Below are 21,920 nucleotides of genomic sequence, written 5' to 3'. Positions count from 1 at the left end.
TTCGCGCTCGGGGCGGACCCGGACGGACCGGGCTCCGCGCTCTCAGCGGCACCGTTGGCGCCCTCAGGAGTGACGGTGGCGGCCGCGCCGACGTTGCCGCCCGGGCGAGCCGACGTCACGATCGGGGCGCCGGCCGGGCCGTGGGCGCCGTTGCCGGTCGCGGTGTCGGTTTCGGGGCGTGTTTCAACGCCGGCCGGGGCCGACTCCGTCGGGTGCCCGGTCGTGTGCTCTGCCTCGCCGGTCGGGCGTTTTGAGCCCGCAACCGGTGGGGCGACGTCGTGGGACACCGGCCTCCTCAACACCTCGCGATCCACCGACCGTATCGGGCCGGCAACACCTGCGCTAGCCAGGTGGTGGCGATCCGTGCCGGGTCGGGGCCGGGTGCGCTCAATTCTACCCGTCCGGCCGATCCCGCCCGGACAGGCGGGAAGCAGCTAAACGGTCAAAAGCGCGTGAACCTCGCGGGGAGCGAGGCGGTCCCGACCGTGCAGGAACGCTAACTCGATCAACACGCTGAAGCCGGCCACCATTCCCCCGGCCTGCTCGACCAGGGAGAGGGTCGCCTCGGCGGTGCCGCCGGTGGCCAGCACGTCGTCGACCACCAGCACCCGCTGCCCCGGCTTAAGAGCGTCGATGTGCACCTCTAGGGTGGCCTCGCCGTATTCCAGCGCGTAGGAAGCGGCGTGCACCTCGCGGGGCAGCTTGCCGGCCTTGCGCACCGGCAGCACGCCGGCGCCGGTCGCGTATCCGATAGCACCGGCCATCAGGAAACCGCGGGCCTCGACGCCGGCGACGACGTCGAACGAGTCGCGGCCGTGGTGGTCGACGATCGCGTCGATCGCCTGCCGGAACGCCGGCCCGTCACCGAACAGCGGCGTGATGTCCTTGAACAGGATTCCCGGCTGCGGGAAGTCGGGCACGTCGACGACGTGCCCGGCCACCAGTTCCGCTAGTGCTTTGTCATCCATCACCTAGCGGCGCTTCGCGCCGCCGGGCCGGTTGCCGCCGGGGCGGCCGCCGCGGTTGCCACCCGAGGAGCGCTTCGCCGTCGACGGGCGGGCGCCCACCTTCGGCGCCGAGCCCGCCAGCGCGGCGACCTCGGAGGCCGACTGCTCGGGCGCGGCCTGCCGCGGCTGGCGCGCGCCGGCCGGAGCGGCCTCGCCCTTCTTCGGGGCGACCTCGCCCCGGGCGATCGCCGACCGGCGGGCGAGTACGCGCTTGGTGTGCGCCTGGATCCGCGGCTCGAACTCCTTGAGCGTGACCAGCACCGGGGTCGCGAAGAAGATCGACGAGTAGACCGCGATCGCCATACCGACGAAGAGCACGAGGCCCAGGTCGGCCAGGGTGCTCGCACCCGACAGCCCGGCGATCAGCAGACCACCGACCGGCAGCAGCGCGACCAGACCGGTGTTGATCGACCGCATCAGGGTCTGGTTGATCGCCAGGTTGGCCGACTCGGCGTAGGTCGTCGTGTTGCTCGCCGTGATGCCTCTGGTGTTTTCCTGCACCTTGTCGAACACCACGACCACGTCGTAAAGCGCGAAGCCGAGGATCGTCAGGAAACCGATGATCGTTGCTGGGGTGACCTCGAAGCCCGCTAAAGAGTAGAGCCCAGCCGTCAGCACGAGGTTGAGCAACAGCGAGGAGACGGCCGCGACCGCCATCCGCCACTCGAAGCGCAGGATCAGGTAGACCATCACGAGCGCTACGAAGATCACCAGACCGAGCACCGCGCGCTCGGTGACCTGGCTGCCCCAGGCCGGGCTGACCCGGCTGCTGTTGATCTGGTCGGTCGGGACCCCGAGCTCCTTGGCGACCTGCTCGGTCACCGCCTTGGTCTGCTCGGGGGTCAGGATCGACGTCTTGACCTCGAACCAGGTCTCGCCGCCGCGGCCGACCTGCTGCGCCGGCAGGGCCGTCGCGCTGGTGTTGTTGTCGGCCAGCGCCTTCTCGACCGCGCCCTGCGTCTTGTCGAGCGAGACGCTGCTGCTCGCCGGCACGATGAACTGGTTGCCGCCGGCGAACTCGATGCCGAGGGTGAACCGGTTGATGCCGAAGCTCAGCAACGCGACCAGGATCAGGGCGCCGGCGATGCCGAACCAGAGCTTGCGCTTGCCGATGAGGTTGAGACCGGCCTCACCGCGGTAGAGCCGGTTGGCCAAACCCGACTTCGACATCTCAGGCCTCCTTGGCGCGCGGCGTGCGCGTACGCGGGTTGCGCGGCTCGTCGCCGTCGTCGTCGTGCTGTTCGAGGATCCGGCCGAGGCCGCTGACCCGTGGCGAGAGGAACGCCTTGGTGTTGGCGAACATCGTCATGATCGGGTGCCGGAAGAGGAACACCACGACCAGGTCGAGGATGGTGGCGAGGCCGAGCGCGAACGCGAAGCCCTTCACCGTGCCCACGGAGACGATGTAGAGCACCACCGCCGCCATGATCGAGATCGCGTTGGCGGAGATGATCGTCCGTCGCGCGCGAGCCCAGGCCCGGGGCACCGCGCTGCGCGGTGATCGGCCCTCACGTATCTCGTCTTTCAGACGTTCGAAGTAGATGACGAACGAGTCCGCCGCCACACCGAGCGAGACGATGAAGCCCGCGATGCCGGCCAGGGTCAGCGTGAAGCCGATCTGGCGGCCGAGGAACACCAGGGCGCCGAAGACCAGACCGGCGGAGAGCACGAGGCTCAGCACGATCACGGTGCCCAGCAGGCGGTAGTAGAAGAACGCGTAGATCGCGACCAGCAGCAGGCCGATGCCCGCGGCGATCAGGCCGGCGCGCAGGTATTCGGCGCCCAGCGTCGGCGACAGGTTCTCCTGGTCGGCCGCGGTGAAGGTGAGCGGCAGGGCGCCGTAGCGAAGCTCGCTGGCGAGCTGGTCGGAGCTCTGCGCGGTGAAGCTGCCGGAGATCTGCGAGTCGCCGGTCAGCACGCCCTGGATCTCGGGCGCCGAGATGATCTTGTTGTCGAGCACCACGGCGACCAGGCAGTTGCCGTTTTGCAGGGTCGACGCGTCACAGGTCTGGCCGCTGTTCTGGTAGGCCTCGCGGGTCAGCGCCGTCCACTTCTCCTGGCCGTCGCCCTTGAAGTCGAGGCTGACGACCCACTGGCCCTGCTGGTCGAGCTGCGCGGTGGCGTTGCCGACATCGGTGCCGGAGACCTTCGACACGTCGAGCAGGTATTTGCCGCCGAGCTGGCAGGCGATCGCCTGCTGGTCGGTCTTGCTGATCGAACCGGCCGGCCGCGCGTCGAGTTGCTGGCAGGTGATGGTCGGCACGTTGAACTGCATCTGCGGTGTGAGCACCGCGACCTCGGTCGGGCTCAGCTGGCTGAACGGCTTCAGCGTCTCGGCCGCGGCCGGGTCGGTGCTGGGTGCCTGAAGGGCGCTCGCCGCCGCCCAGGCGGCCGCGCCGACCTTCGTCTCGACCGCCTTGCGGGCCGCCTCGACGTCGGCCGGCACCGGAGCGGGTGCCGCCGAGCCGGTCGGGGCCGGGGTCGCTGTGGGTGCTGCCGCCGTAGCACTCGGTGTCGGGGTGGGAGTCTCCTCCGCACCCCCGCCCGTGCCGCCGGTGCCCGGCGTGGCCGTCGCCGACGGTGCGCCGGTCGCGGCCGGCGGCGTGCCATCCGGCGTCGGCGTGGCCGAGCCACCCGGCACCGGGGTCGCCGACGGCGCCGGCGCGGCTGCCGCACCGCTGCCGTCGGTCATGTTGATGACCTTGCGGAACCGCAGCTCGGCCGTCTGGGCGATGCCGCTCAGGTCGGCGTTCTTGCCCGGCAGCGAGACCACGATGTTGCGGTCGCCTTCGGTGACCACCTCGGCCTCGGCCACGCCCCGCGCGTTGACCCGCTGCTCGATGATGGTGCGAGCCTGGTCGAGCGACTCCTTGGTCGGGGGCTTGTTGCCCTCGGTCGTCGCCTGCAGGGTCACCCGGCTGCCACCGACCAGGTCGAGACCCAGCTTGGGATGCAACCGATCCATCACGCCGCCACTCGTTCCCACGAGGAACACCAGGGCGTAAAGAACGACGAAGAGCCCCGCGAGGATGGCTAGCTGCCGCCCTGGGTGCATCTGTCGCTGAGGTGGTGCCACGGCAGCGGGTCTCCCTGTGCTGGGGGCCGTCGCGGGTGCGTCGGCGCGGGTCGAAGCAGTGGTCACGCCGGACAGGGCGTGATGCGCCGACCCTGTGGGACGGAGCCGGCGCGATTATCCATCAAAGTCAATCGAAACGGGGGGCGTTACCGGTCTACAGGCGCCAGGTTATGCCGGGGTCGCTGGGGGATGTCTGCCGACCCCGGGTCAGCTATGTGTGATCAGTCCTTGGCGGGCTGGATCGGCGAGGTGATCGTCTCCGCGGCGGGGGCCGACGCGGTCTCGGGCTCGGTCACCTCGTTCTTGTTGCTGATCACCCGGGCGACGGCCGGCCGCGCGTATTTCACGTGCACGCCGGGGGCGGCTTCGAGGGTGACGGTCTCGGCGTCGGTCTCGACGACGGTGCCGTAGAGGCCACCGATGGTCACGACCTCAGCGCCGGGGCCAAGGGTGGACTGCATTGCCATGGCATCGCGGCGACGCTTCTGCTGCGGTCGGATCATGAGGAAATACATGACTGCGAACAGCACGACGATGAGGAGGAGCGGCAGGAAGCTGCTGCCCCCGGAGGCGGTTGCTGCGAGCACGATTTAATACCTTCCCATTGGCCTCCGCCGGACGTGGGGGCGTCGGGCGTCGGCAGAAAATGTCGTCCCCTACGGACCGCGGCGAGTCTAGTCGGTCTGGCTGAGAACGCCGAATGCCGCGCGGGTTACTTTCGGATCACGGAAAACGCTGTTCGGCGGAGAAGAGATCGGGACCTCCGGCCGGGGCATTCTGACCGGTCGGCGGGGTGCGCCCGAGGTGGTGCCAGGCGGCCTCGGTGGCGACCCGGCCCCTGGGGGTTCGGGCCAGCAGACCGGCCCTGACCAGGAACGGCTCGCAGACCTCTTCGACGGTGTCGGGCTGCTCCCCCACGGCAACGGCCAGGGTCGACAGGCCCACCGGGCCGCCCTTGAACGAGTCGACCAGGGCCCGCAGCACGGCCCGGTCGAGCCGGTCGAGGCCGAGCGCGTCCACGTCGTACACCTTGAGCGCCTCGCGGGCGGTCTCCAGGGTGACCATGCCGTCGGCCCGCACCTCCGCGTAGTCGCGCACCCGGCGGAGCAGCCGGTTGGCGATGCGGGGCGTGCCGCGCGACCGCCCGGAGATCTCGACGGCGCCCTCGTCGGTGATCGGGACGCCCAGGATCCGCGCCGAGCGGTGCAGGAGTTGCTCGAGATCGCTCGCCGCGTAGAAATCGAGGTGGGCCACGAAGCCGAACCGGTCGCGCATCGGGCCGGTCAGCAGGCCGGACCGGGTGGTGGCGCCGACCAGGGTGAACGGCTCGACATCGAGCGGGATCGCGGTCGCGCCCGGCCCCTTGCCGACCACCACGTCGACCCGGAAGTCCTCCATCGCCGAGTAGAGCAGCTCCTCGGCCGGCTTGGCGATCCGGTGGATCTCGTCGATGAACAGCACGTCGCCCATGGCCAGGCTGGTCAGGATCGCGGCAAGATCACCGGACCGCTCGATCGCCGGCCCGCTGGTGACCCGGATCCCACTGCCCAGCTCGGCCGCGACGATGTTGGCCAGGGTGGTCTTGCCGAGGCCGGGCGGCCCCGACAGCAGGATGTGGTCGGGTGGCGTGCCCCGGCCCATCGCGCCTTTCAGCAGCAGGTCGAGCTGGTCGCGGACGCGATGCTGGGCGATGAACTCGGAAAGACGCTTCGGGCGTACGGTCGCCTCGGCGTCCTGCTCCCCTTCAGCGACGTACGCCGAAATCTCGTTCATCGCGTGCGGCCGAGCAGCTGGATCGCCATCTTGAGCAGCATCGGCACGGGCTCGGTGCCGGTCGCCTTCTCGGCCACCGCGGCCACCGCCTGGTCAGCCTGTGCGGCCGTCCAACCCAGCCCGACCAGGCCCTGCCGGACCTGCTCGTGCCAGACCGCGCCGACCACGCCGCCCGCACCGTCGGCGCCGATCGCGATCGGGCCGATCCGGTCGCGCAGCTCCAGCACCAGCCGCTCGGCGCCCTTCTTGCCGATGCCCGGCACCCGGGTCAGCGTCGCGGTGTCGGCGTTGGCGATCGCCTTGCGCACGACATCGGGGTGGTGCACGGCGAGCACGGCCTGGGCCAGCCGCGGGCCGACCCCGCTCGCGGTCTGGAGCAGCTCGAACAGGTGCTTCTCGTCGTCGTCGGCGAAGCCGTAGAGGGTCAGCGAGTCTTCCCGGACGACCAGGCTGGTCGCGAGCCGGGCCGGCTGGCCCACCCGCAGGCCGGCGATCGTGCCGGGGGCGCACTGCACGGCCAGGCCCACCCCGCCGACCTCGATGACCGCGCCGTCCGGCGACACCGCGGCGACAACTCCGCTCACGCTGGCGATCACCTTCGCACTCCCCTTCTCGCGGCGGCCGCCGCCTCCTCGATCTTCGCCTTGGTGCCGCCCCGCCAGATGTGGCAGATCGCCAGGGCCAGCGCGTCGGCCGCGTCGGCCGGCTTGGGCGGCGCGTCGAGCCGCAGCAGCCGGGTCACCATCGCGGTCACCTGCGCCTTCTCGGCCTGGCCGGACCCGGTGACGGCGGCCTTGACCTCGCTCGGCGTGTAGGTCGACACCGGCAGCCCGGCCCGCGCGCCGGAAAGCACCGCGATCGCGCTGGCCTGCGCCGTGCCCATCACGGTGCGCACGTTGTGCTGGCTGAACACCCGCTCCACCGCGACACTCTGCGGCTGGTGCTCGGCGACCAGCTCACCGAGGCTGCGGTCGAGGTGCAGCAGGCGCAGGGCGAGGTCGTCGGCCGGATCGGTGTAGATCACGTAATAAGCGACCAAAGTGCACGGTCGACCGGGCACGCCTTCGACGACGCCGACGCCGCAACGCGTCAGCCCCGGATCGACGCCGAGCACCCGCACGACACCCTCCCCTGTACGTGTGTTCGACACCCTACGTGCCGCGCGGACAGCGGCCGGGGCGGACACACCGGAGCCGGAAATCCGGTGGCCCGCCTCACTAGCGTGGAAGGCGTGGCGAACACCGGCTTCATTTCGACGACGATTCCCTACGTCAATGCGCGTCCGCATCTCGGTCACGCGCTCGAGTTCGTCGAGACCGACGCCTACGCACGATTCATGCGCACCCAACTCGACGACGTCTTCTTCCTGACCGGTTCCGACGAGAACAGCCTCAAGAATGTGCTCGCCGCGGAATCGGCCGGCATTTCCACCGCCGATCTCGTGGCCCGCAACGTCGTCGCCTTCCAGGATCTGTTGGCGCGCCTGGGTTGTGTGCCCGACCATTTCGTCCGCACCAGCGTCGACCCGCTGCACCTCGAGGGCGCGACCGAGATCTGGCGGCGGATGGCCGCGGCCGGCGACATCTACACGCGCGCCTACGAGGGGCTCTACTGCGTGGGCTGCGAGCAGTTCTACGAGCCCGACGAGCTGGTCGACGGGCACTGCCCGGAGCATCTGACCGAGCCCGAACGCGTACGCGAGGAGAACTATTTCTTCCGTCTCTCCCGCTACCAGGAGGACTTGCTCAAATCCCTCGAATCGGGCGAGCTGACCGTCCATCCTGAAACCCGGCGCAACGAGGTGCTCGCGTTCGTCCGCGCCGGCCTCCAGGACATCAGCGTCTCCCGGTCGGCGCAGCGCGCACACGGCTGGGGCATCCCGGTGCCGGGCGACGACAGCCAGGTGATGTACGTGTGGATCGACGCGCTCACCAACTACACCAACGCCCTGGGCTGGACCCGCGACGACCCGCGCTACCAGCGGTTCTGGGCCGGCGCCGACCGCCGCACCCACGTCATGGGCAAGGGTGTGATCCGGTTCCACGCCGTCTACTGGCCGGCGATGCTGCTCTCCGCCGGCCTGCCACTACCCACCGACCTGGTCGTGCACGGCTACATCACCGCCGGCGGCCGCAAGCTGGGCAAAAGCCTCGGCAACGCGGTCGACCCGGTCGCGCTGATCGACCGCTACGGCGCGCGGGCCGTCCGCTATGCCCTGCTCGCCACCTTCGCACCGTTCGGTGACGGCGACGTCACCGAGGAGCGGATCGTCGCGGCCTACAACACCGACCTGGCCAACGGCCTCGGCAACCTGGTCAGCCGGGTGACCAGCATGATCGGCCGTTACCGGGGCGGCGTCGTGCCGAGCGGCGCGACCGACAGCGGGCTCGGCGAGCCGGTCGCCACCGCGATCCGCGACGTCGAGACCGCCATGACGGCCTTCGACCACCGCACCGCGATCCAACACCTCAACACGCTGGTCGGGCGCTGCAACGCCTACGTCGACGACAACGCACCCTGGCACCTGGCCAAGCGCCCGGAAGATGCCGAGCGGCTCGACACGTGCCTGCTCCAAACCGCGGCGGCGGTCCGCGCCCTCGGCGTGCTGCTGCGCCCGTTCCTGCCCGACGCCGCCACGGAGATCCTCGCGGCGCTGGGCCAGCCGGCCGACCGGCGGCTCACGGCCGGCGGTTGGCTCGACGGCATGGCCGGCACCCGGGTCGACAAGCCCGCCGCGATCTTCCCGCGCATCGACGCCCCCGCCACATAACACCCTGGGGCAGTGTGTGGCGGCACGCCATGGGCGCCACCCCGTCACGCTCGTAGATTCATGCGCCATGGCGGCAGATCGGGTGGCTGACCACCACGTCGTACGGCTCGACCTCACCGGCCGTACCGCGCTGGTGACCGGCGGGGGCAGTGGCATCGGGCGGGCCTGCGCGGCCCGGCTCGCGGCCGCCGGCGCGAAGGTGGTGGTCGTCGACCGCAACATGGCGGCCGCCGAAGAGGTGGCGGCCGCGATCGGGGGCGTGGCGGTCACCCTCGACCTGACCGACACCGAGGCCCTCGAACGCGTCGACGTCGACGTCGACGTGCTGGTCAACAACGCCGGGTTCCAGCACGTCGCGCCGCTGCCGGAGTTCCCGCCGGACACCTTCGCGGCCCTACAGCGGGTCATGGTGGAGGCGCCGTTCCGGCTCGTCCGGCGCGCGCTTCCGCACATGTACGAGCGCGGCTGGGGCCGGGTCGTCACGATCTCGTCGGTGCACGGGCTGCGCGCGTCGGCGTACAAGTCGGCTTATGTCACTGCCAAACACGGCGTCGAGGGCCTGTCGAAAGTGATCGCCCTGGAAGGCGCCCCGCACGGGGTGACCGCCAACTGCATCAGCCCCGGCTATGTCCGGACCCCGCTGGTCGAGGGCCAGATCACCGACCAGGCCCGCACCCACGGCATCCCCGAGTCGGAGGTGCTCTCGTCGATCCTGCTGGCCCGCTCGGCGCTCAAGCGCCTGGTCGAGCCCGAGGAGGTCGCGGAGCTGCTGGCATACCTGTGCACCCCCGCGGCATCCTTCATCACCGGGGCCTCGATCGCCATGGACGGGGGATGGACGGCAAGCTGAACGCCATGACTGGAGAGTTTCTCGAACTGCTGGCGCGGGAGGCCGCGGTGGTCGAGTTCGAGGGTCCGCTGCTGGCCGCGCGCGCCGCCGCCCTGCCGCCGGACCAGGTCGCCGAGCTCGAGCGCGCCAAACTGGCTGCGCTGCGGGTGCGCTCGCTGCTGGAACGCCGCCGGCAGCGCGAGGTGGAGCTCTCCGGGCTGGTCGACACCGCCGCCGACCTGGCCGGCCTGCGCGACGTCGACGACGTGCTGCGCGCGATCGTGCACCGGGCCCGCACCTTGCTCGGCGCCGACGTGGCCTACCTGACCCTCGACGACGAAGATCGCGGCGACACCTACATGCGGGTCACCGACGGTTCCGTGTCGGCCCGCTTCCAGCGGCTGCGGCTCCCGCTCGGTGCCGGCCTGGGCGGCCTGGTCGCGCAGACCGGCACCCCTTATGTCACCGCCGACTACCACGTCGACGAGCGCTTCCGGCACACCGGTGAGATCGACGCGGGGGTACGCGAGGAGGGGCTGGTCGCCATCCTCGGCGTACCCCTGCGGCTGGGTTCGTCGTCGTTGGGTGTGTTGTATGCCGCCAACCGCTCGGCGCGCCCGTTCGCCCGCGAGGAGGTGGCGCTGCTCGGCTCGCTGGCCGCGCACGCCGCGGTCGCCCTCGACACGGCCCGCCTGCTGACCGAGACCCGGGTCGCGCTGGCCGAGCTGTCCGCCGCCAACGCCACCATCCAGGCGCACAGCAGCTCGGTCGAGCGCGCCGCGTCGGCCCATGACCGGATGACCGCGCTGGTGCTGCGCGGCGGCGGGGTCGAAGACGTGACCGCCGCGGTGACCGAGGTGCTCGGCGGCGCGCTGCTGGCCCTCGACTCCGACGGCCGCGAGCTGGCCCGGGTCGGCGAGATCGACGAGCCCGACCGGACCACGCTGGCCGAGGCGGTCGCGGCGTCCCGCGCCGAACGCCGCTCGGTCCGCCGCGGCGACAGTTGGTATGCGGCGGTCGTCGCCGGCACCGAGGACCTCGGTGCATTGGTGCTGCGCCCGACCGCGGCACTGGTCGACGCCGACCAGCGGATTCTCGAACGGGCCGCGCTGGTCACCGCGCTGCTGCTGCTGTTCCGCCGCACGGTCGCCGAGGCGGAGGGCCGGGTCCGCGGCGAGCTGCTCGACGAGCTGGTCTCCCGGCCCGTCCGCGACGCCGAGTCACTGCGCTCCCGGGCCCGCCGGCTCGGCGTCGACCTCGACGCGCCGCAGGTGCTGGTCGCGGTCGGCGACGACACGGCCGGGCGGCAGCGGGTGCTGTCCTGGGCCACGTCCTACGCGTTGTCCCGCGGTGGGCTGGCGGCCGCCCGCGACGGGCGCATCCTGCTGATGCTGCCCGGCACCGACCCGGGCGGCGCGGCCCGGCTGGTGGCCAAGGACGCGGCGCGGGTGTCCGGTCGCGCGATGACCGCCGGGGCCGGCGGGCCGTCCGACGGACCGGCCTCGCTCGGTGCGGCGTTCGCGGAGGCCGACCGGTGCCTGTCGGCGCTGACCGCGTTGGGCCGGGTCGGCGAGGGGGCGGGGGCGGCCGAGTTGGGCTTCGTCGGGCTGCTGCTCGGCACGACCGGCGCGGCCGGCGACGGCGAGGTGGCCCGCTTCATCGCCGCGGCGATCGGGCCGGTGGTCGACTACGACGTCAAGCGGGGCACGGCGTTGGTCCGCACGCTGGAGGCCTACTTCGGTGTCAGCGGCGGCCTGGCCAAGGCGGCCGAACTGCTGCACGTGCACGTCAACACGGTCACCCAGCGGCTGGAGCGGGTCGGTCAACTGATCGGCACCGACTGGCAACAGCCGGAGCGGGCGTTGGAGGTGCAGCTCGCCCTGCGCCTGCACCGGCTGCGCAGCGGCCCTCAGATCTGACCGGTCGCCCGCAGGTTCATCAGTGCCGCCATGACCACGATCAGGGCGATCACCACGGCGACCCGCTTGCGGCGGCGGTAGGCCTCGTAGGCGTGGAACCAGGCGATGCTGGCCTCGGCCCGCGGCGTCGGCGGCCGGCGCAGCGGGCTCAGGAAGCGGGCCTGCTTGAGGCCGATGCTGCTCCGCCCGGGGCCGGTCCGCTTGTAGCGGGCCAGACCGGCGCTCTGGGTGCTCGGCGCCTCGGTTTTCAGCGGCTCGATCACCGCGTCGGCCTTGAGCACGACCATCTCGACCTCGTAAATCTGCTCGGCCCGCCACCGCTTGGCCCGGGTGCTCAGCACCTGGCGCAGATAATCGTCGGCCGCGGACTGCCGGCCGAACCATCGCGCGAGGAGCTCGAGCCGGTGCCACCGCGCGGCGACATCGCTGAGCACCTCGGGGTAGATCTCCTCCGCGTGCCAGGCGTCGCCGGCGAGCTGGGCCGACTCGAAGCGCAGCGAGACCAGGTGGCGGTCGACGAACGACACGTAGCCGTCGGGCGCCTCTTCTTCCATCCTCGTTACGAGCTCCACCGCATCCTCCGTGCGCATCTATCACCATCATCGCCGGACTGACGCGCCACGCAAGCCCCAGTCGTGACCGCCCTCACATTTTGATACGAGACGGTTCCGTATCGCATCCTCTTCGGCGTAACGTTCCCAGGCGATACGAACCTGTGCCGTTTCGTAATTAAGACGAAGATCTATCGGGGGGAGACGGACGTGGAGCAAACCGCCAACACAGGACATCCGAGGCGCTGGGCGATCCTCGCTGTCCTAGTGGTGAGCCTGCTCGTCGTCGTACTGGACAACACGGTTCTCAACGTCGCCCTGCGGACCCTCGCCGACCCCCACCACGGGCTCGGCGCCACGCAGAGCGAGCTCGAATGGGCCATCAACTCCTACACGCTGGTGTTCGCGGGGTTGCTGTTCTCGTTCGGCGTGCTGGGTGACCGGTTCGGGCGCAAGCGCTTCCTGCTCGTGGGGCTCGCGCTCTTCGGGCTGGCGTCACTGCTGTCCGCGTACGCGCAAAATCCTGGTCAGTTGATCGGCGCCCGCGCGCTGATGGGCATCGGCGGCGCGGCGATCATGCCGGTGACGCTGTCGATCATCTCCAACGTGTTCGACCCGCGCGAGCGCGGCAAGGCGATCGGTGTCTGGTCCGGCGCGGTCGGCCTGGCCATCGCGATCGGCCCGATCCTCGGCGGCGCGCTACTCGAGCACTTCTGGTGGGGCTCGGTCTTCCTGATCAACGTGCCGGTCGTGATCGTCGGCCTGATCGCCGTCGCGATCCTGGTGCCCGAGTCACGCAACCCGCGCCCCGGACGCCTCGACGCACCCGGCGTGCTGATGTCGGTGATCGGCCTGATCGGCCTGACCTACGGCATCATCAAGGGCGGCGAAGACGGCTTCGGCACCCCGGAGGTGCTGCTCACCGGCGGCGGCGGCCTGGTCGTTCTGGCGCTGTTCGTCTGGTACGAGTCGCGGATCGCGTTCCCCTCGCTCGACGTGCGGCTGTTCAAGATCCCGCGGTTCTCGGCCCCGATCGCCGCGATCGGCCTGACGTTCTTCGCGTCGATGGGCGTGTTCTTCTTCAGCTCGTTCTACCTGCAACTGGTGCGCGACTACTCGCCGCTCCAGACGGGCCTGCTGTTCCTGCCCTTCGCGACCGCGCAGCTCATCTTCGCCCCGCGTAGCCACGCGGCGGTGCAGAAGTTCGGCGCGAAGGCGGTCACCGCGACCGGTCTCGCCCTGGTAGCCCTCTCGCTGGTCGGCTTCATCTTCGTCGACGCCTCGACGGCGGTGTGGTACCTGCTGGTCGTCTTCTTCATCCAGGGCGTCGGCATGGCCAACATCATGGCGCCGTCCACCGAGTCGATCATGTCGGCGCTCCCCCGCGAGAAGGCCGGCGTCGGCTCGGCGGTCAGCAACACGATCCGCCAGGTGGCCAGCGCGCTGGGCATCGCGATCCTGGGTTCGATCCTCGCTGCCGTCTACCGCGGCCAGATCGAGCCGACCACCACGGCCCTGCCTCCAGGCGCGCGCGACGTGGCCGACGAGTCGATCTCTGGCGCCTACGGCGTGGCGGCCCAGGCCGGCCCGGCCGGCGGCAACCTGGTCTCGGCGGCGAACGACGCGTTCATCACGGCGATGCACTGGGCGGCCGGTTCGGCCGCGATTGTGCTCCTGTTCGGCATGGCCGCGGCGCTGATCTGGATGCCCGGCCGGCAGGCTGGCGCCGACCACGTGCAACCCGTCGAGCAGGCGGAAGCCGGAGAACTGGCAACGGCCGGCTGAAGTCAGCGACAATGGAACGCATGCCAGACATCGAGGAAGCTCCGCGGGCGCCCGGGCGTCCGCGGAGCCTCCGCGTCGATGAGGCCATCATCTCCGCCACCCTCGACCTGCTGGCCGAGGGCACGTCGGTCGAGGTCCTCTCGATCGAGGCGATCGCGACCCGGGCCGGCGTCGGCAAGGCGACGATCTATCGCCGCTGGGCCGGCAAAGAGGCCCTCCTGCACGACGCGTTGGCCACCCTGAAGAGCGCCGGCCCCGAGCCGACCGGCGAGTCGATCCGGGTTGACCTGGTCGCGATGCTCTCCCAGGTCGGTCCGTCCAACCACGACCCACGCTTCGCGAAGATCATGCCGTGCATCATCCCGCACCTGACCCGGAGCGAAGAGCACTACCAGGCCTACCAGGACATCATCGAGCCCCGCCGCGACCGGATCCGCCAGGTCCTCCGGCGGGGCGTCGAGGCCGGGGAGCTGCGGGCCGATCTCGATGTCGAGCTGGCGATGACGGCGCTGATCGGGCCGATCCTGGTGCAGCGCGTGTTGCGCTGGCACCCCGACCTCGACGCCGACAAAATGCCAGAGCAGATCGTCGACCTACTCATGGGCGGCATGAAGCCGGCATAGGCCGGCCCTTGCGGGCCGCCCAGGCCCGCGCCTCGCGCCGCCCAGGCCCGCGCCTCGCGCCGCCCAGGCCCGCGCCTCGCGGGCAGCCCAGGCCCGCGCCCTCGCGGGCAGCCCAGGCCCGCGCCCTTGCGGGCCCAACCAGGCCGCGCCTCGCGGGCAGCCCAAGCCCGCGCCCTTGCGGGCCCAACCAGGCCGCGCCTCGCGGGCAGCCCAAGCCCGCGCCCTCGCGGCCCAACCAGGCCGCGCCTCGCGGGCAGCCCAAGCCCGCGCCCTCGCGGGCCCAACCAGGCCTGCGAGCCAACCGGGCCCGAGCGGCCAAGCGCAGCCGAGCGGCACTCGTCGCTTCGCGACGTTAGCGTTCGCGTCGCGCCCGGCGCCAAGGCGTGGTCCAGGCAAGACGCACCGGCGGGCTCAGCCGGTCAGGGCTTCCAAGGCCAGATCGACGTCGTGGTCGGTCGAGTAGACGTGGAAGCTGGCCCGCACCCGGCCGGCGCGCACCGCGGCCCGGATGCCGGCGCGGTCGAGCTTGGCCTCGGCATCAGGCACGTCGACCACGACGATCGCGCTGCCCGCCGCCGGCTTACCGAGCCCCGCCAGGAACCGATCAGCCAGCCGCACGTTGTGCTCGTGGATCGCGCCGACGCCGATCTCCTCGATCAGTTCGAGCGCCGGCGCGCAGCCGACGAAGCTGTGCCACGCCGGCGAGATGTCGAACCGGCGGGCGTCGTCGGCCAGCCGCAGCGGCAGCCCGTAGTAGGAGCCGTGCGGGTCGGCACCGGCGTACCAGCCGGCCGCCGACGGCGTCATCCGCTCGCGCAGCGCCGGCGAGTAGTAGCCGTAGGCCGTGCCCCGCGGACCCATCAGCCACTTGTAGCCACCGGTCACCACCGCGTCGGCCAGCGACCCGTCGAACGGGAACCAGCCGCACGCCTGCGTGCCGTCGACGATCACCAGCGCACCGACCGACCGCGCCGCGGCGACGATCTCTTCGTAGGCGGCGATCGCGCCGTCGGCCGACTGCACCACGCTGAACGCGACCACGCCGACGCCCGGCTCGACCGCATCGGCCAGCTTCTCGACCGGCACGCCCACGACCTCGAGCCCGTGCACCGCCCAGGGAAACACGATCGAGGTGAAGTCGCCCTCGGGCACGACCACCCGAGTGCCTGACGGCAGGGCGGCCGCGATCGGTGCGACCATCTGCGAGACCGCGCTGCCGACCGCGACGTCGGCGACCGGCACCCCGATCAGCCGCGCGTAGGACGCCCGGGACCGCTTTGTCGCCTCGTCCCACGGCTCCCACGACGTGCGGCCGACCCGCCAGTCATCGAGCGCCGACTGCAGCGCGTCCCATGCCGGCTTCGGTGGCAGCCCGTAGCTCGCCGTGTTGAGCCAGCCCGGAATGGGCTCCCAGAGCGCCTGCGCAGAAGCAAGATCCATACTGTCCGACGCTATCCCCCATCACCCCCGCTCACACGGTCCAATTCCACGGTGCTGGCCGGCACGATCAGAGCTCGTAGATCCCGTACCCGAAGCCGTCGATCTTCACCTCCGTCTCGCCCAGCCGGGCACCGTGCACCTCCAGCGCGCGGACGCTGTCGCGGACCAGCCCCGCCGGCAGCGCGGCCGTCGCGGGCGCGCGCCGCGGGTTGATCGCCACCAGGTGGGTGCCGCCGCGCGTGTAGACGAACGGGTAGCCCGAGTGCAGCACCTCGACCGCGGCCCCGCTGCCCAGCGCGGGCGTGGCCCGCCGGAGGGCGATCAACCGGCGCACCAGATGCAGCAGCGACCCCTCGTCGGCCCGCTGGGCGGCCACCGTCGGCCGGGCCGGATCGGGATCGATCGGCAGGTAGAGCTGGTCGGCCGGCGCCGTCGAGAAGCCGGCGTTGGGCGAGGAATCCCACTGCATCGGGGTGCGCGACCCCGTGCGATTGTTCGTCGGCCCCAGCACGCTGCCCTCCTTGTCGGGCAGGTCGGGGAGGTAGCGCATGCCAATCTCGTCGCCGTAGTAGATCGTCGGCAGCGTCGGCCACGTCATCAGGAACGCGAAGGCCGCGCCCACGTGCTCGCGCGACCGCGTGCCGGTGACCAGCCGGGCGTAGTCGTGGTTGGACGTCGGCAGCGCGATCTGCCCCGCTCCGGCGATCACCTCGGCGGCCGTCTGCCACTGGTTGACGAACTCGGTGATCGCACCAAGTCCTTCGGCGTCGAAGTAAGCGGGCCCGGTCGACCACGACGGGTCGGCCGTGCCGATGCCGAGGTGCCAGAGGGACCGCAACGCCGTACCCCGGAAATGCAGGAAGAAGTCAGCGTGGAAACCGGCCGGCACCGCGACCGCCGGGTCGCCCCACTCTGGAATCAGCACGTTGTCGGGGTAGGCGCGGTCGATCCACGCCCGCATCTCGCCCCAGAGCTTGCCGGTCTCCACGTAGCCGGGGTCGTCCTTGACCAGCGACGCCGCCATGTCGACCCGGAAGCCACTCACCCCGCGGTCGAACCAGAAGGCCATGATCTCGCGCAGCGCCTCACGGTTGGCCCGCGGACCCGGCGCGTCGACCGCCTGCCGCCACGGCTCACGCGCGTCGTCGCGGGCGTAGCCGAAGTTGAGCGCCGGCTGGCACGGATAGAAGTTGAGCATGAAGTAGCCGCCGCGCTTCCCCGGCGCCGGCGCCCACGCACCCGCCGGCGAACCCACCTTCGGCGACCAGATGAAGCGGTCGTCGTCGGGGTCGTCGGCCCAGGCCCGGAACCACGGGTGCTGGTCGGAGGTGTGCCCGGCGACCAGGTCGAGCATGATGCGGATGCCCCGCTCGCGCGCCGCCTCGGTGACCGCGACCAGGTCGTCGTTGGTCCCATAGCGCGGCGCGATCGAGAGGTAGTCGCTCACGTCGTAGCCCGCGTCGGCGAACGGCGACCGGAAGCACGGGCTGAACCACACCGTGTCGACACCCAGCCACCGCAGGTAGTCGAGGCGCTCGAGGACGCCCGCGAGATCACCGATCCCGTCGCCGTTGGAGTCGGCGAAACTCTGCGGATAGATCTGATAGAGGACAGCGTCGGACAACCAGGAAGGCCCATTGCGGCGCGGCTCGTTCACGCAGCTCAATTTACCGGCGGGCGGGAGCGATCCGCTGTCTGACCACTATGGACTGTGGATAACGTCGGGGCAATACGGACACAACCCGACAGCGCAGCCCCGCGCGGTCGGGTTGTGTGGAAAACGGTGGGAACTCAGGCGTCGATCAGGGCCATGACGTCGTCGGATACGTCGAAGTTCGCGTACACGTTCTGCACGTCGTCGCAGTCTTCGAGCACGTCGATCAGCTTGAAGATCTTGCGGGCGCCTTCCTCGTCGAGGGGCACGTTGACGCTCGGGACCAGCGACGACTCGGCCGACTCGTAGTCGATGCCGGCATCCTGAAGCGCGGTGCGGACCGGGACCAGGTCGGTCGGCTCCGAGACCACCTCGAAGGCCTCGCCCAGGTCGTTGACCTCTTCGGCGCCCGCGTCGAGCACCGCGAGCAGCACGTCGTCTTCGGCCAGCCCGGCCTTCGGCACGATCACGACACCCTTGCGCGTGAACATGTAGGACACCGACCCGGCGTCGGCGAACGAACCGCCGTTGCGGGTCAGCGCGGTGCGCACCTCGGTCGCCGCGCGGTTGCGGTTGTCGGTCAGGCACTCGATCAGCAGGGCGACACCGTTGGGGCCGTACCCCTCATACATGATCGTCTGGTATTCGGCGCCGCCGGCCTCGAGACCGGAACCGCGCTTGACCGCCCGGTCGATGTTGTCGCTGGGCACCGACGACTTCTTCGCCTTCACGATGGCGTCATAAAGCGTGGGGTTACCGGCCGGATCGCCACCACCGGTGCGCGCCGCCACCTCGACGTTCTTGATCAGCTTGGCGAACATCTTGCCGCGCTTGGCGTCGATGACGGCTTTCTTGTGCTTGGTCGTCGCCCACTTTGAGTGGCCAGACATGGATGACCTCCGAAATAACCCCAGATGGGCAGCGGAAACGGGCGGGCTGGGCTGCCCAAGCCACCAAGTCTACCGACGAGACATGCGTCTCCCCCAGCCGCCTCAATCGAGCATGATCCAGCCAACGCCATCGACCAAGATCGAGATCGAGATCGAGATCGAGATCGAGATCTGGTCCCGGGTCCGCCGTGGGCGCGACCGTCGCTCCCGCCGGGGACCGGGTCGGGCCCTGGGGGGGCCCGACCCTGCCAGGCCCGCGGTGGGAAAGGGCGCAAGATTCTGGTCGTGGCCCCAGGACAGAAGCGATCCGGTTCAGCCGCCACGGCAAGCCGCCGAAGATCACTCACCGCTTCGCCGCGCTATCGCCGCGGGTGGGATCGGCATCGGCGGCGGTCCGCGCGGTCCGGTGGCCGTGTTGACCAAGGGGACCGTGGCCTACCGGCGGTTCAGTTGACCAAGGGGAACGTCGCCTACTGGCGGTGTGACCAGAGCCGGGCCGCGCAACGGGCCGGACCGCCGCTGGCGGTACGACCAGAGCCGGGCCGCACGCGGCCGGACCGCCACTGGCGGTACGACCAGAGCCGCGCCGCACGACGGCCGGACCGCTGCTGGCGGTGCGACAACGGGTATGGCCGACGGCGGCTGGGGCCGCCGCCCGTGCGACGCGTCCGCGTCGACCCTGGCGGTCGCCGTCTCCGACCACCGGCCGGGCCGGCAAGATCACGTACTACGGCGCCGTGCATCTCGCAGGCCCGATTCGCGAAGAAAGTCGCAGGCCGTTGGAGATCTAGGTAAATAGATGTAGCCCCAGCAGCATCTATTTACCTAGATCTACACGTCAGGCCGCTTCGCGGACCATCCCCACGAACAGCTCGTGCAGGCGCAGATCGCCCGTCAGCTCCGGGTGGAACGACGTCGCCAGCGCCGCGCCGTGCCGGACGGCCACGATGTGCGGTGCCACCGCACCGTCGACACCCGCCCGCTCGATCGAACCCAGCACCGTGACCTCGTCTCCGACCGACTCCACCCACGGCGCCCGGATGAAGACCGCGTGGAAGGGCTCCCCCTCGATGCCGGCCACCGCGACCGGAGCCTCGAACGAGTCCACCTGCCGCCCGAACGCATTGCGCCGCACCGTCATCGGTATCGCGCCGAAGCTTCGCTGGTCCGGACGCCCGTCGAGGACGGTCGAGGCCAGCATGATCATGCCGGCGCACGAGCCGTAGACGGGCATCCCGTCGGCGATCCGCTTCGCGATCGGGTCGAACAGGCCGAAGTCGATCGAGAGCTTGCTCATCGTCGTCGACTCGCCACCGGGAATGACCAGGCCGTCGACGTCGTCGAGCTCACCCGGGCGGCGCACCGGAACAGCCGTCACGCCGAGCGACGTCAGCGCGCTGACATGCTCCCGCACGTCGCCCTGTAGGGCGAACACGCCGACAACGGGACGAGCGGTCACCAGCCACGCTCGGCGAGCCGGTGCGGCTGCGGGATCTCGTCGACGTTGATGCCGACCATTGCCTCGCCGAGACCGCGGGAGACCTTGGCGAGCATCTCCGGGTCGTCGTGGAAGGTGGTGGCCTTGACGATCGCCGCCGCGCGCTGGGCCGGGTTGCCGGACTTGAAGATGCCCGACCCGACGAACACGCCCTCGGCGCCGAGCTGCATCATCATCGCCGCGTCGGCGGGGGTCGCGATGCCGCCGGCGGTGAACAGCACGACCGGCAGCTTGCCGGTGCGGGCGATCTCGACCACCAGGTCATAGGGCGCCTGTAGCTCCTTGGCCGCGACATAGAGCTCGTCGGGCGACAGCGACGTCAGCCGCCGGATCTCGCCACCGATCTTGCGCATGTGCGTGGTCGCGTTGGACACGTCGCCGGTGCCGGCCTCGCCCTTCGACCGGATCATCGCCGCGCCCTCGGTAATGCGCCGCAGCGCCTCGCCGAGATTGGTCGCGCCGCACACGAACGGCACGCTGAACGCCCACTTGTCGATGTGGTTGCTGTAGTCAGCCGGCGTCAGCACCTCGGACTCGTCGACGTAGTCGACCCCGAGCGCCTGGAGGATCCGCGCCTCGACGAAGTGCCCGATCCGCGCCTTGGCCATCACCGGAATCGACACGGCGTTGATGATCCCGTCGATCATGTCGGGGTCGCTCATCCGCGACACGCCACCCTGCGCCCGGATGTCAGCCGGCACCCGCTCGAGCGCCATGACCGCCACCGCACCCGCGTCTTCAGCGATCTTGGCCTGCTCGGCGGTGACCACATCCATGATCACACCGCCCTTGAGCATCTCGGCCATGCCGCGCTTGACCCGCGACGTGCCGGTCACGCCGCTGCCCTGCTCGGTGGTCTCGGTCACGTGGGCCACTCCCTCTCTCAGGTTCGCCTTACCGCAGCCAGGGTAATGCGGAATTGGCCCCTACCCGATATCCAATCGACCCCACGGTGGCCTTCACCACCATTCTCGATCTAGATCTGGTCCCGGGTTCGTCTGGGGCGCGGTCCGTTGCTCCCGCCGGGGTTGGAGGTTCGTCGTGGGTTGGGCTTAGTTCCTTCGGGGCTCCGACCGGAGCCCCACCGGGGCGCTGCCCCGGACCCCGACCCGAGCTACGGGGACCCAGCCGGAGGTCCGGGGCGGGTCCCGTTGTCGGTCTCCGCAAGGGCATCAGGATCTTCGGGCGGTGACAAGGTCGTTCGTCCAGCTGGGCGCTCCACCTTGTCACCGCCCGAACATCCTGACCTTTGGGCTACGCCCGACAACGGGACCCGCCCCTAGCTTGGGGGCGGCCATTGGTCGGTGCATCAGGCGCACAGGCGACGGATGGGCCGCGGCTCGGTCGGCGCGCAGACCGGGCTGACGCCGGCTTGTTAGCCCGTCACTCCCGCTGATGGTGGTGGGGCCACTGCGGGGGCCGGGGAGATCGGGGCCATCGGGCGCGCTGGGACCAGTGTCGGGTCGTCGATGTCGAAGAACCTCGGGCGGTCGTGCCGGCGGGTGAGCAGCAGGATCCGCACCAAGGGGCGCCGGCGCGCCGCGTGGGCCTCGCGGGCCAGGTCGTTGTGCACCTGCCTGGCCAGCGCCAACCGGCGGCTGGCCGACATCACCGGGTCCGCGCCCGGGTCGTCCGTCCAGAGCGGCACCGCCCGCAGTTCCCGGGTCAGGTCGTTTTCCGCCGCCTCGCGTTCCTCGTCCTCCGCGTCCAGAGCCGCCCGCGCCGCGGCGTATAGCTCCGGGAACTGGTGGTCCTCGGCCAGCACGGCGGCCGCCGCCGCCCGGCGCATCAGGTGGGCGTCGAGCGAGCGTGCGGCGGCCGCGGAGCGGTCGTGCAGGCGGTCCACCCGCTGCGCCGTCCACGTCAGGTAGGTGGCCAGCACCGTCACGGCGACGACCACGACTACGACCCACCACATGCTGCGCATCGTAATGCGAGGGCGTGGGCAGGGATCATGTCACCATTGGGATCCGCCGGTTACCGACCGTGACAACAGGGGTGTCCGTGCAGGTCAGCTCGCTTTGCCCACCGTCGGAAGAAATCGCCCCGATGTGACCCGCGCCACGGGCGCCTCAATCGTGTGCGCAGACAACACCAGTCACGGC

General features: G+C 70.8%; 19 protein-coding genes. 5 read left to right on the top strand and 14 right to left on the bottom strand.

Annotated features, from left to right (window positions below; all coding sequences use genetic code 11):
- Positions 1-434: 434 nt before the first annotated feature.
- The 7 genes from DFJ67_RS23310 to ruvC form a co-directional block, all read right to left on the bottom strand.
- A complete protein-coding gene (locus tag DFJ67_RS23310; RefSeq protein ID WP_116069947.1) occupies positions 435-968 on the bottom strand; it encodes an adenine phosphoribosyltransferase in 534 nt (177 codons plus the stop codon).
- Positions 969-971: 3 nt separating this feature from the next.
- Positions 972-2,177 (bottom strand): protein translocase subunit SecF, encoded by a 1,206-nt coding sequence (gene secF, locus DFJ67_RS23305; RefSeq protein WP_116069946.1) that lies wholly within the window; start codon positions 2,175-2,177, stop codon positions 972-974.
- Position 2,178: 1 nt separating this feature from the next.
- Entirely contained in the window at positions 2,179-4,083 is a 1,905-nt protein-coding gene (secD, locus tag DFJ67_RS23300) for a protein translocase subunit SecD (RefSeq protein ID WP_203784376.1), read from the bottom strand.
- A 221-nt stretch (positions 4,084-4,304) separates the two neighbouring features.
- A complete protein-coding gene (gene yajC, locus DFJ67_RS23295) occupies positions 4,305-4,670 on the bottom strand; it encodes a preprotein translocase subunit YajC (protein ID WP_116069944.1) in 366 nt (121 codons plus the stop codon).
- Positions 4,671-4,806: 136 nt separating this feature from the next.
- Complete coding sequence (ruvB, locus tag DFJ67_RS23290; RefSeq protein ID WP_116069943.1) at positions 4,807-5,856, bottom strand: Holliday junction branch migration DNA helicase RuvB; 1,050 nt, start codon at positions 5,854-5,856, stop codon at positions 4,807-4,809.
- Positions 5,853-6,452 carry a Holliday junction branch migration protein RuvA gene (gene ruvA, locus DFJ67_RS23285; RefSeq protein ID WP_116069942.1) on the bottom strand — a complete coding sequence of 200 codons (600 nt, stop codon included), beginning with the start codon at positions 6,450-6,452 and terminating at the stop codon, positions 5,853-5,855. Before ruvA ends, ruvB begins: the two co-directional genes overlap by 4 nt.
- The gene (gene ruvC / locus DFJ67_RS23280) at positions 6,449-6,976 is read right to left on the bottom strand and encodes a crossover junction endodeoxyribonuclease RuvC (RefSeq protein WP_170215937.1); all 528 of its coding nucleotides are present in this window, start codon (positions 6,974-6,976) and stop codon (positions 6,449-6,451) included. Before ruvC ends, ruvA begins: the two co-directional genes overlap by 4 nt.
- 111 nt (positions 6,977-7,087) lie before the next feature.
- Between ruvC and metG the strand changes: the two genes are divergently transcribed.
- From metG to DFJ67_RS23265, 3 genes are all read left to right on the top strand, one after another.
- The gene (gene metG, locus DFJ67_RS23275) at positions 7,088-8,626 is read left to right on the top strand and encodes a methionine--tRNA ligase (protein ID WP_116076578.1); all 1,539 of its coding nucleotides are present in this window, start codon (positions 7,088-7,090) and stop codon (positions 8,624-8,626) included.
- Positions 8,627-8,693: 67 nt separating this feature from the next.
- Complete coding sequence (locus DFJ67_RS23270) at positions 8,694-9,476, top strand: 3-hydroxybutyrate dehydrogenase (RefSeq protein WP_116069941.1); 783 nt, start codon at positions 8,694-8,696, stop codon at positions 9,474-9,476.
- Between the two features lie 5 nt (positions 9,477-9,481).
- Positions 9,482-11,374 carry a helix-turn-helix domain-containing protein gene (locus DFJ67_RS23265; RefSeq protein ID WP_239097590.1) on the top strand — a complete coding sequence of 631 codons (1,893 nt, stop codon included), beginning with the start codon at positions 9,482-9,484 and terminating at the stop codon, positions 11,372-11,374.
- Here DFJ67_RS23265 and DFJ67_RS23260 read toward each other — a convergent pair.
- The gene (locus tag DFJ67_RS23260; protein ID WP_147315575.1) at positions 11,365-11,946 is read right to left on the bottom strand and encodes a hypothetical protein; all 582 of its coding nucleotides are present in this window, start codon (positions 11,944-11,946) and stop codon (positions 11,365-11,367) included. The genes DFJ67_RS23265 and DFJ67_RS23260 overlap by 10 nt on opposite strands.
- 189 nt (positions 11,947-12,135) lie before the next feature.
- Here DFJ67_RS23260 and DFJ67_RS23255 point away from each other — a divergent pair, with 189 nt between their 5' ends.
- On the top strand, positions 12,136-13,710 hold the full coding sequence (locus DFJ67_RS23255; protein ID WP_116069938.1) for a DHA2 family efflux MFS transporter permease subunit: 1,575 nt from the start codon (positions 12,136-12,138) through the stop codon (positions 13,708-13,710).
- A gap of 20 nt (positions 13,711-13,730) precedes the next feature.
- Positions 13,731-14,333: a TetR/AcrR family transcriptional regulator gene (locus DFJ67_RS23250; RefSeq protein WP_203784375.1), complete on the top strand. Its 603-nt coding sequence runs from the start codon at positions 13,731-13,733 to the stop codon at positions 14,331-14,333.
- 411 nt (positions 14,334-14,744) lie between these two features.
- On the opposite strand, the gene DFJ67_RS23245 is transcribed toward DFJ67_RS23250, so the two are convergent.
- From DFJ67_RS23245 to DFJ67_RS23215, 6 genes are all read right to left on the bottom strand, one after another.
- A complete protein-coding gene (locus tag DFJ67_RS23245) occupies positions 14,745-15,773 on the bottom strand; it encodes an aminotransferase class V-fold PLP-dependent enzyme (protein ID WP_116069936.1) in 1,029 nt (342 codons plus the stop codon).
- Positions 15,774-15,840: 67 nt separating this feature from the next.
- On the bottom strand, positions 15,841-17,430 hold the full coding sequence (locus DFJ67_RS23240; protein ID WP_116069935.1) for an alpha-amylase family glycosyl hydrolase: 1,590 nt from the start codon (positions 17,428-17,430) through the stop codon (positions 15,841-15,843).
- Positions 17,431-17,564: 134 nt separating this feature from the next.
- Positions 17,565-18,317: a YebC/PmpR family DNA-binding transcriptional regulator gene (locus DFJ67_RS23235; RefSeq protein ID WP_116069934.1), complete on the bottom strand. Its 753-nt coding sequence runs from the start codon at positions 18,315-18,317 to the stop codon at positions 17,565-17,567.
- Between the two features lie 838 nt (positions 18,318-19,155).
- Complete coding sequence (pdxT, locus tag DFJ67_RS23225) at positions 19,156-19,776, bottom strand: pyridoxal 5'-phosphate synthase glutaminase subunit PdxT (RefSeq protein WP_116069932.1); 621 nt, start codon at positions 19,774-19,776, stop codon at positions 19,156-19,158.
- Complete coding sequence (gene pdxS / locus DFJ67_RS23220) at positions 19,773-20,681, bottom strand: pyridoxal 5'-phosphate synthase lyase subunit PdxS (protein WP_116076576.1); 909 nt, start codon at positions 20,679-20,681, stop codon at positions 19,773-19,775. The genes pdxT and pdxS overlap by 4 nt, the downstream gene beginning before the upstream one ends.
- A gap of 509 nt (positions 20,682-21,190) precedes the next feature.
- Complete coding sequence (locus DFJ67_RS23215; RefSeq protein ID WP_239097646.1) at positions 21,191-21,733, bottom strand: hypothetical protein; 543 nt, start codon at positions 21,731-21,733, stop codon at positions 21,191-21,193.
- Between the last annotated feature and the right edge of the window lie 187 nt (positions 21,734-21,920).

The sequence above is a fragment of the Asanoa ferruginea genome, from assembly GCF_003387075.1.
GTDB classification, from domain to species: Bacteria; Actinomycetota; Actinomycetes; order Mycobacteriales; family Micromonosporaceae; genus Asanoa; species Asanoa ferruginea.
This window is presented reverse-complemented; position numbering and strand designations above follow the sequence as displayed.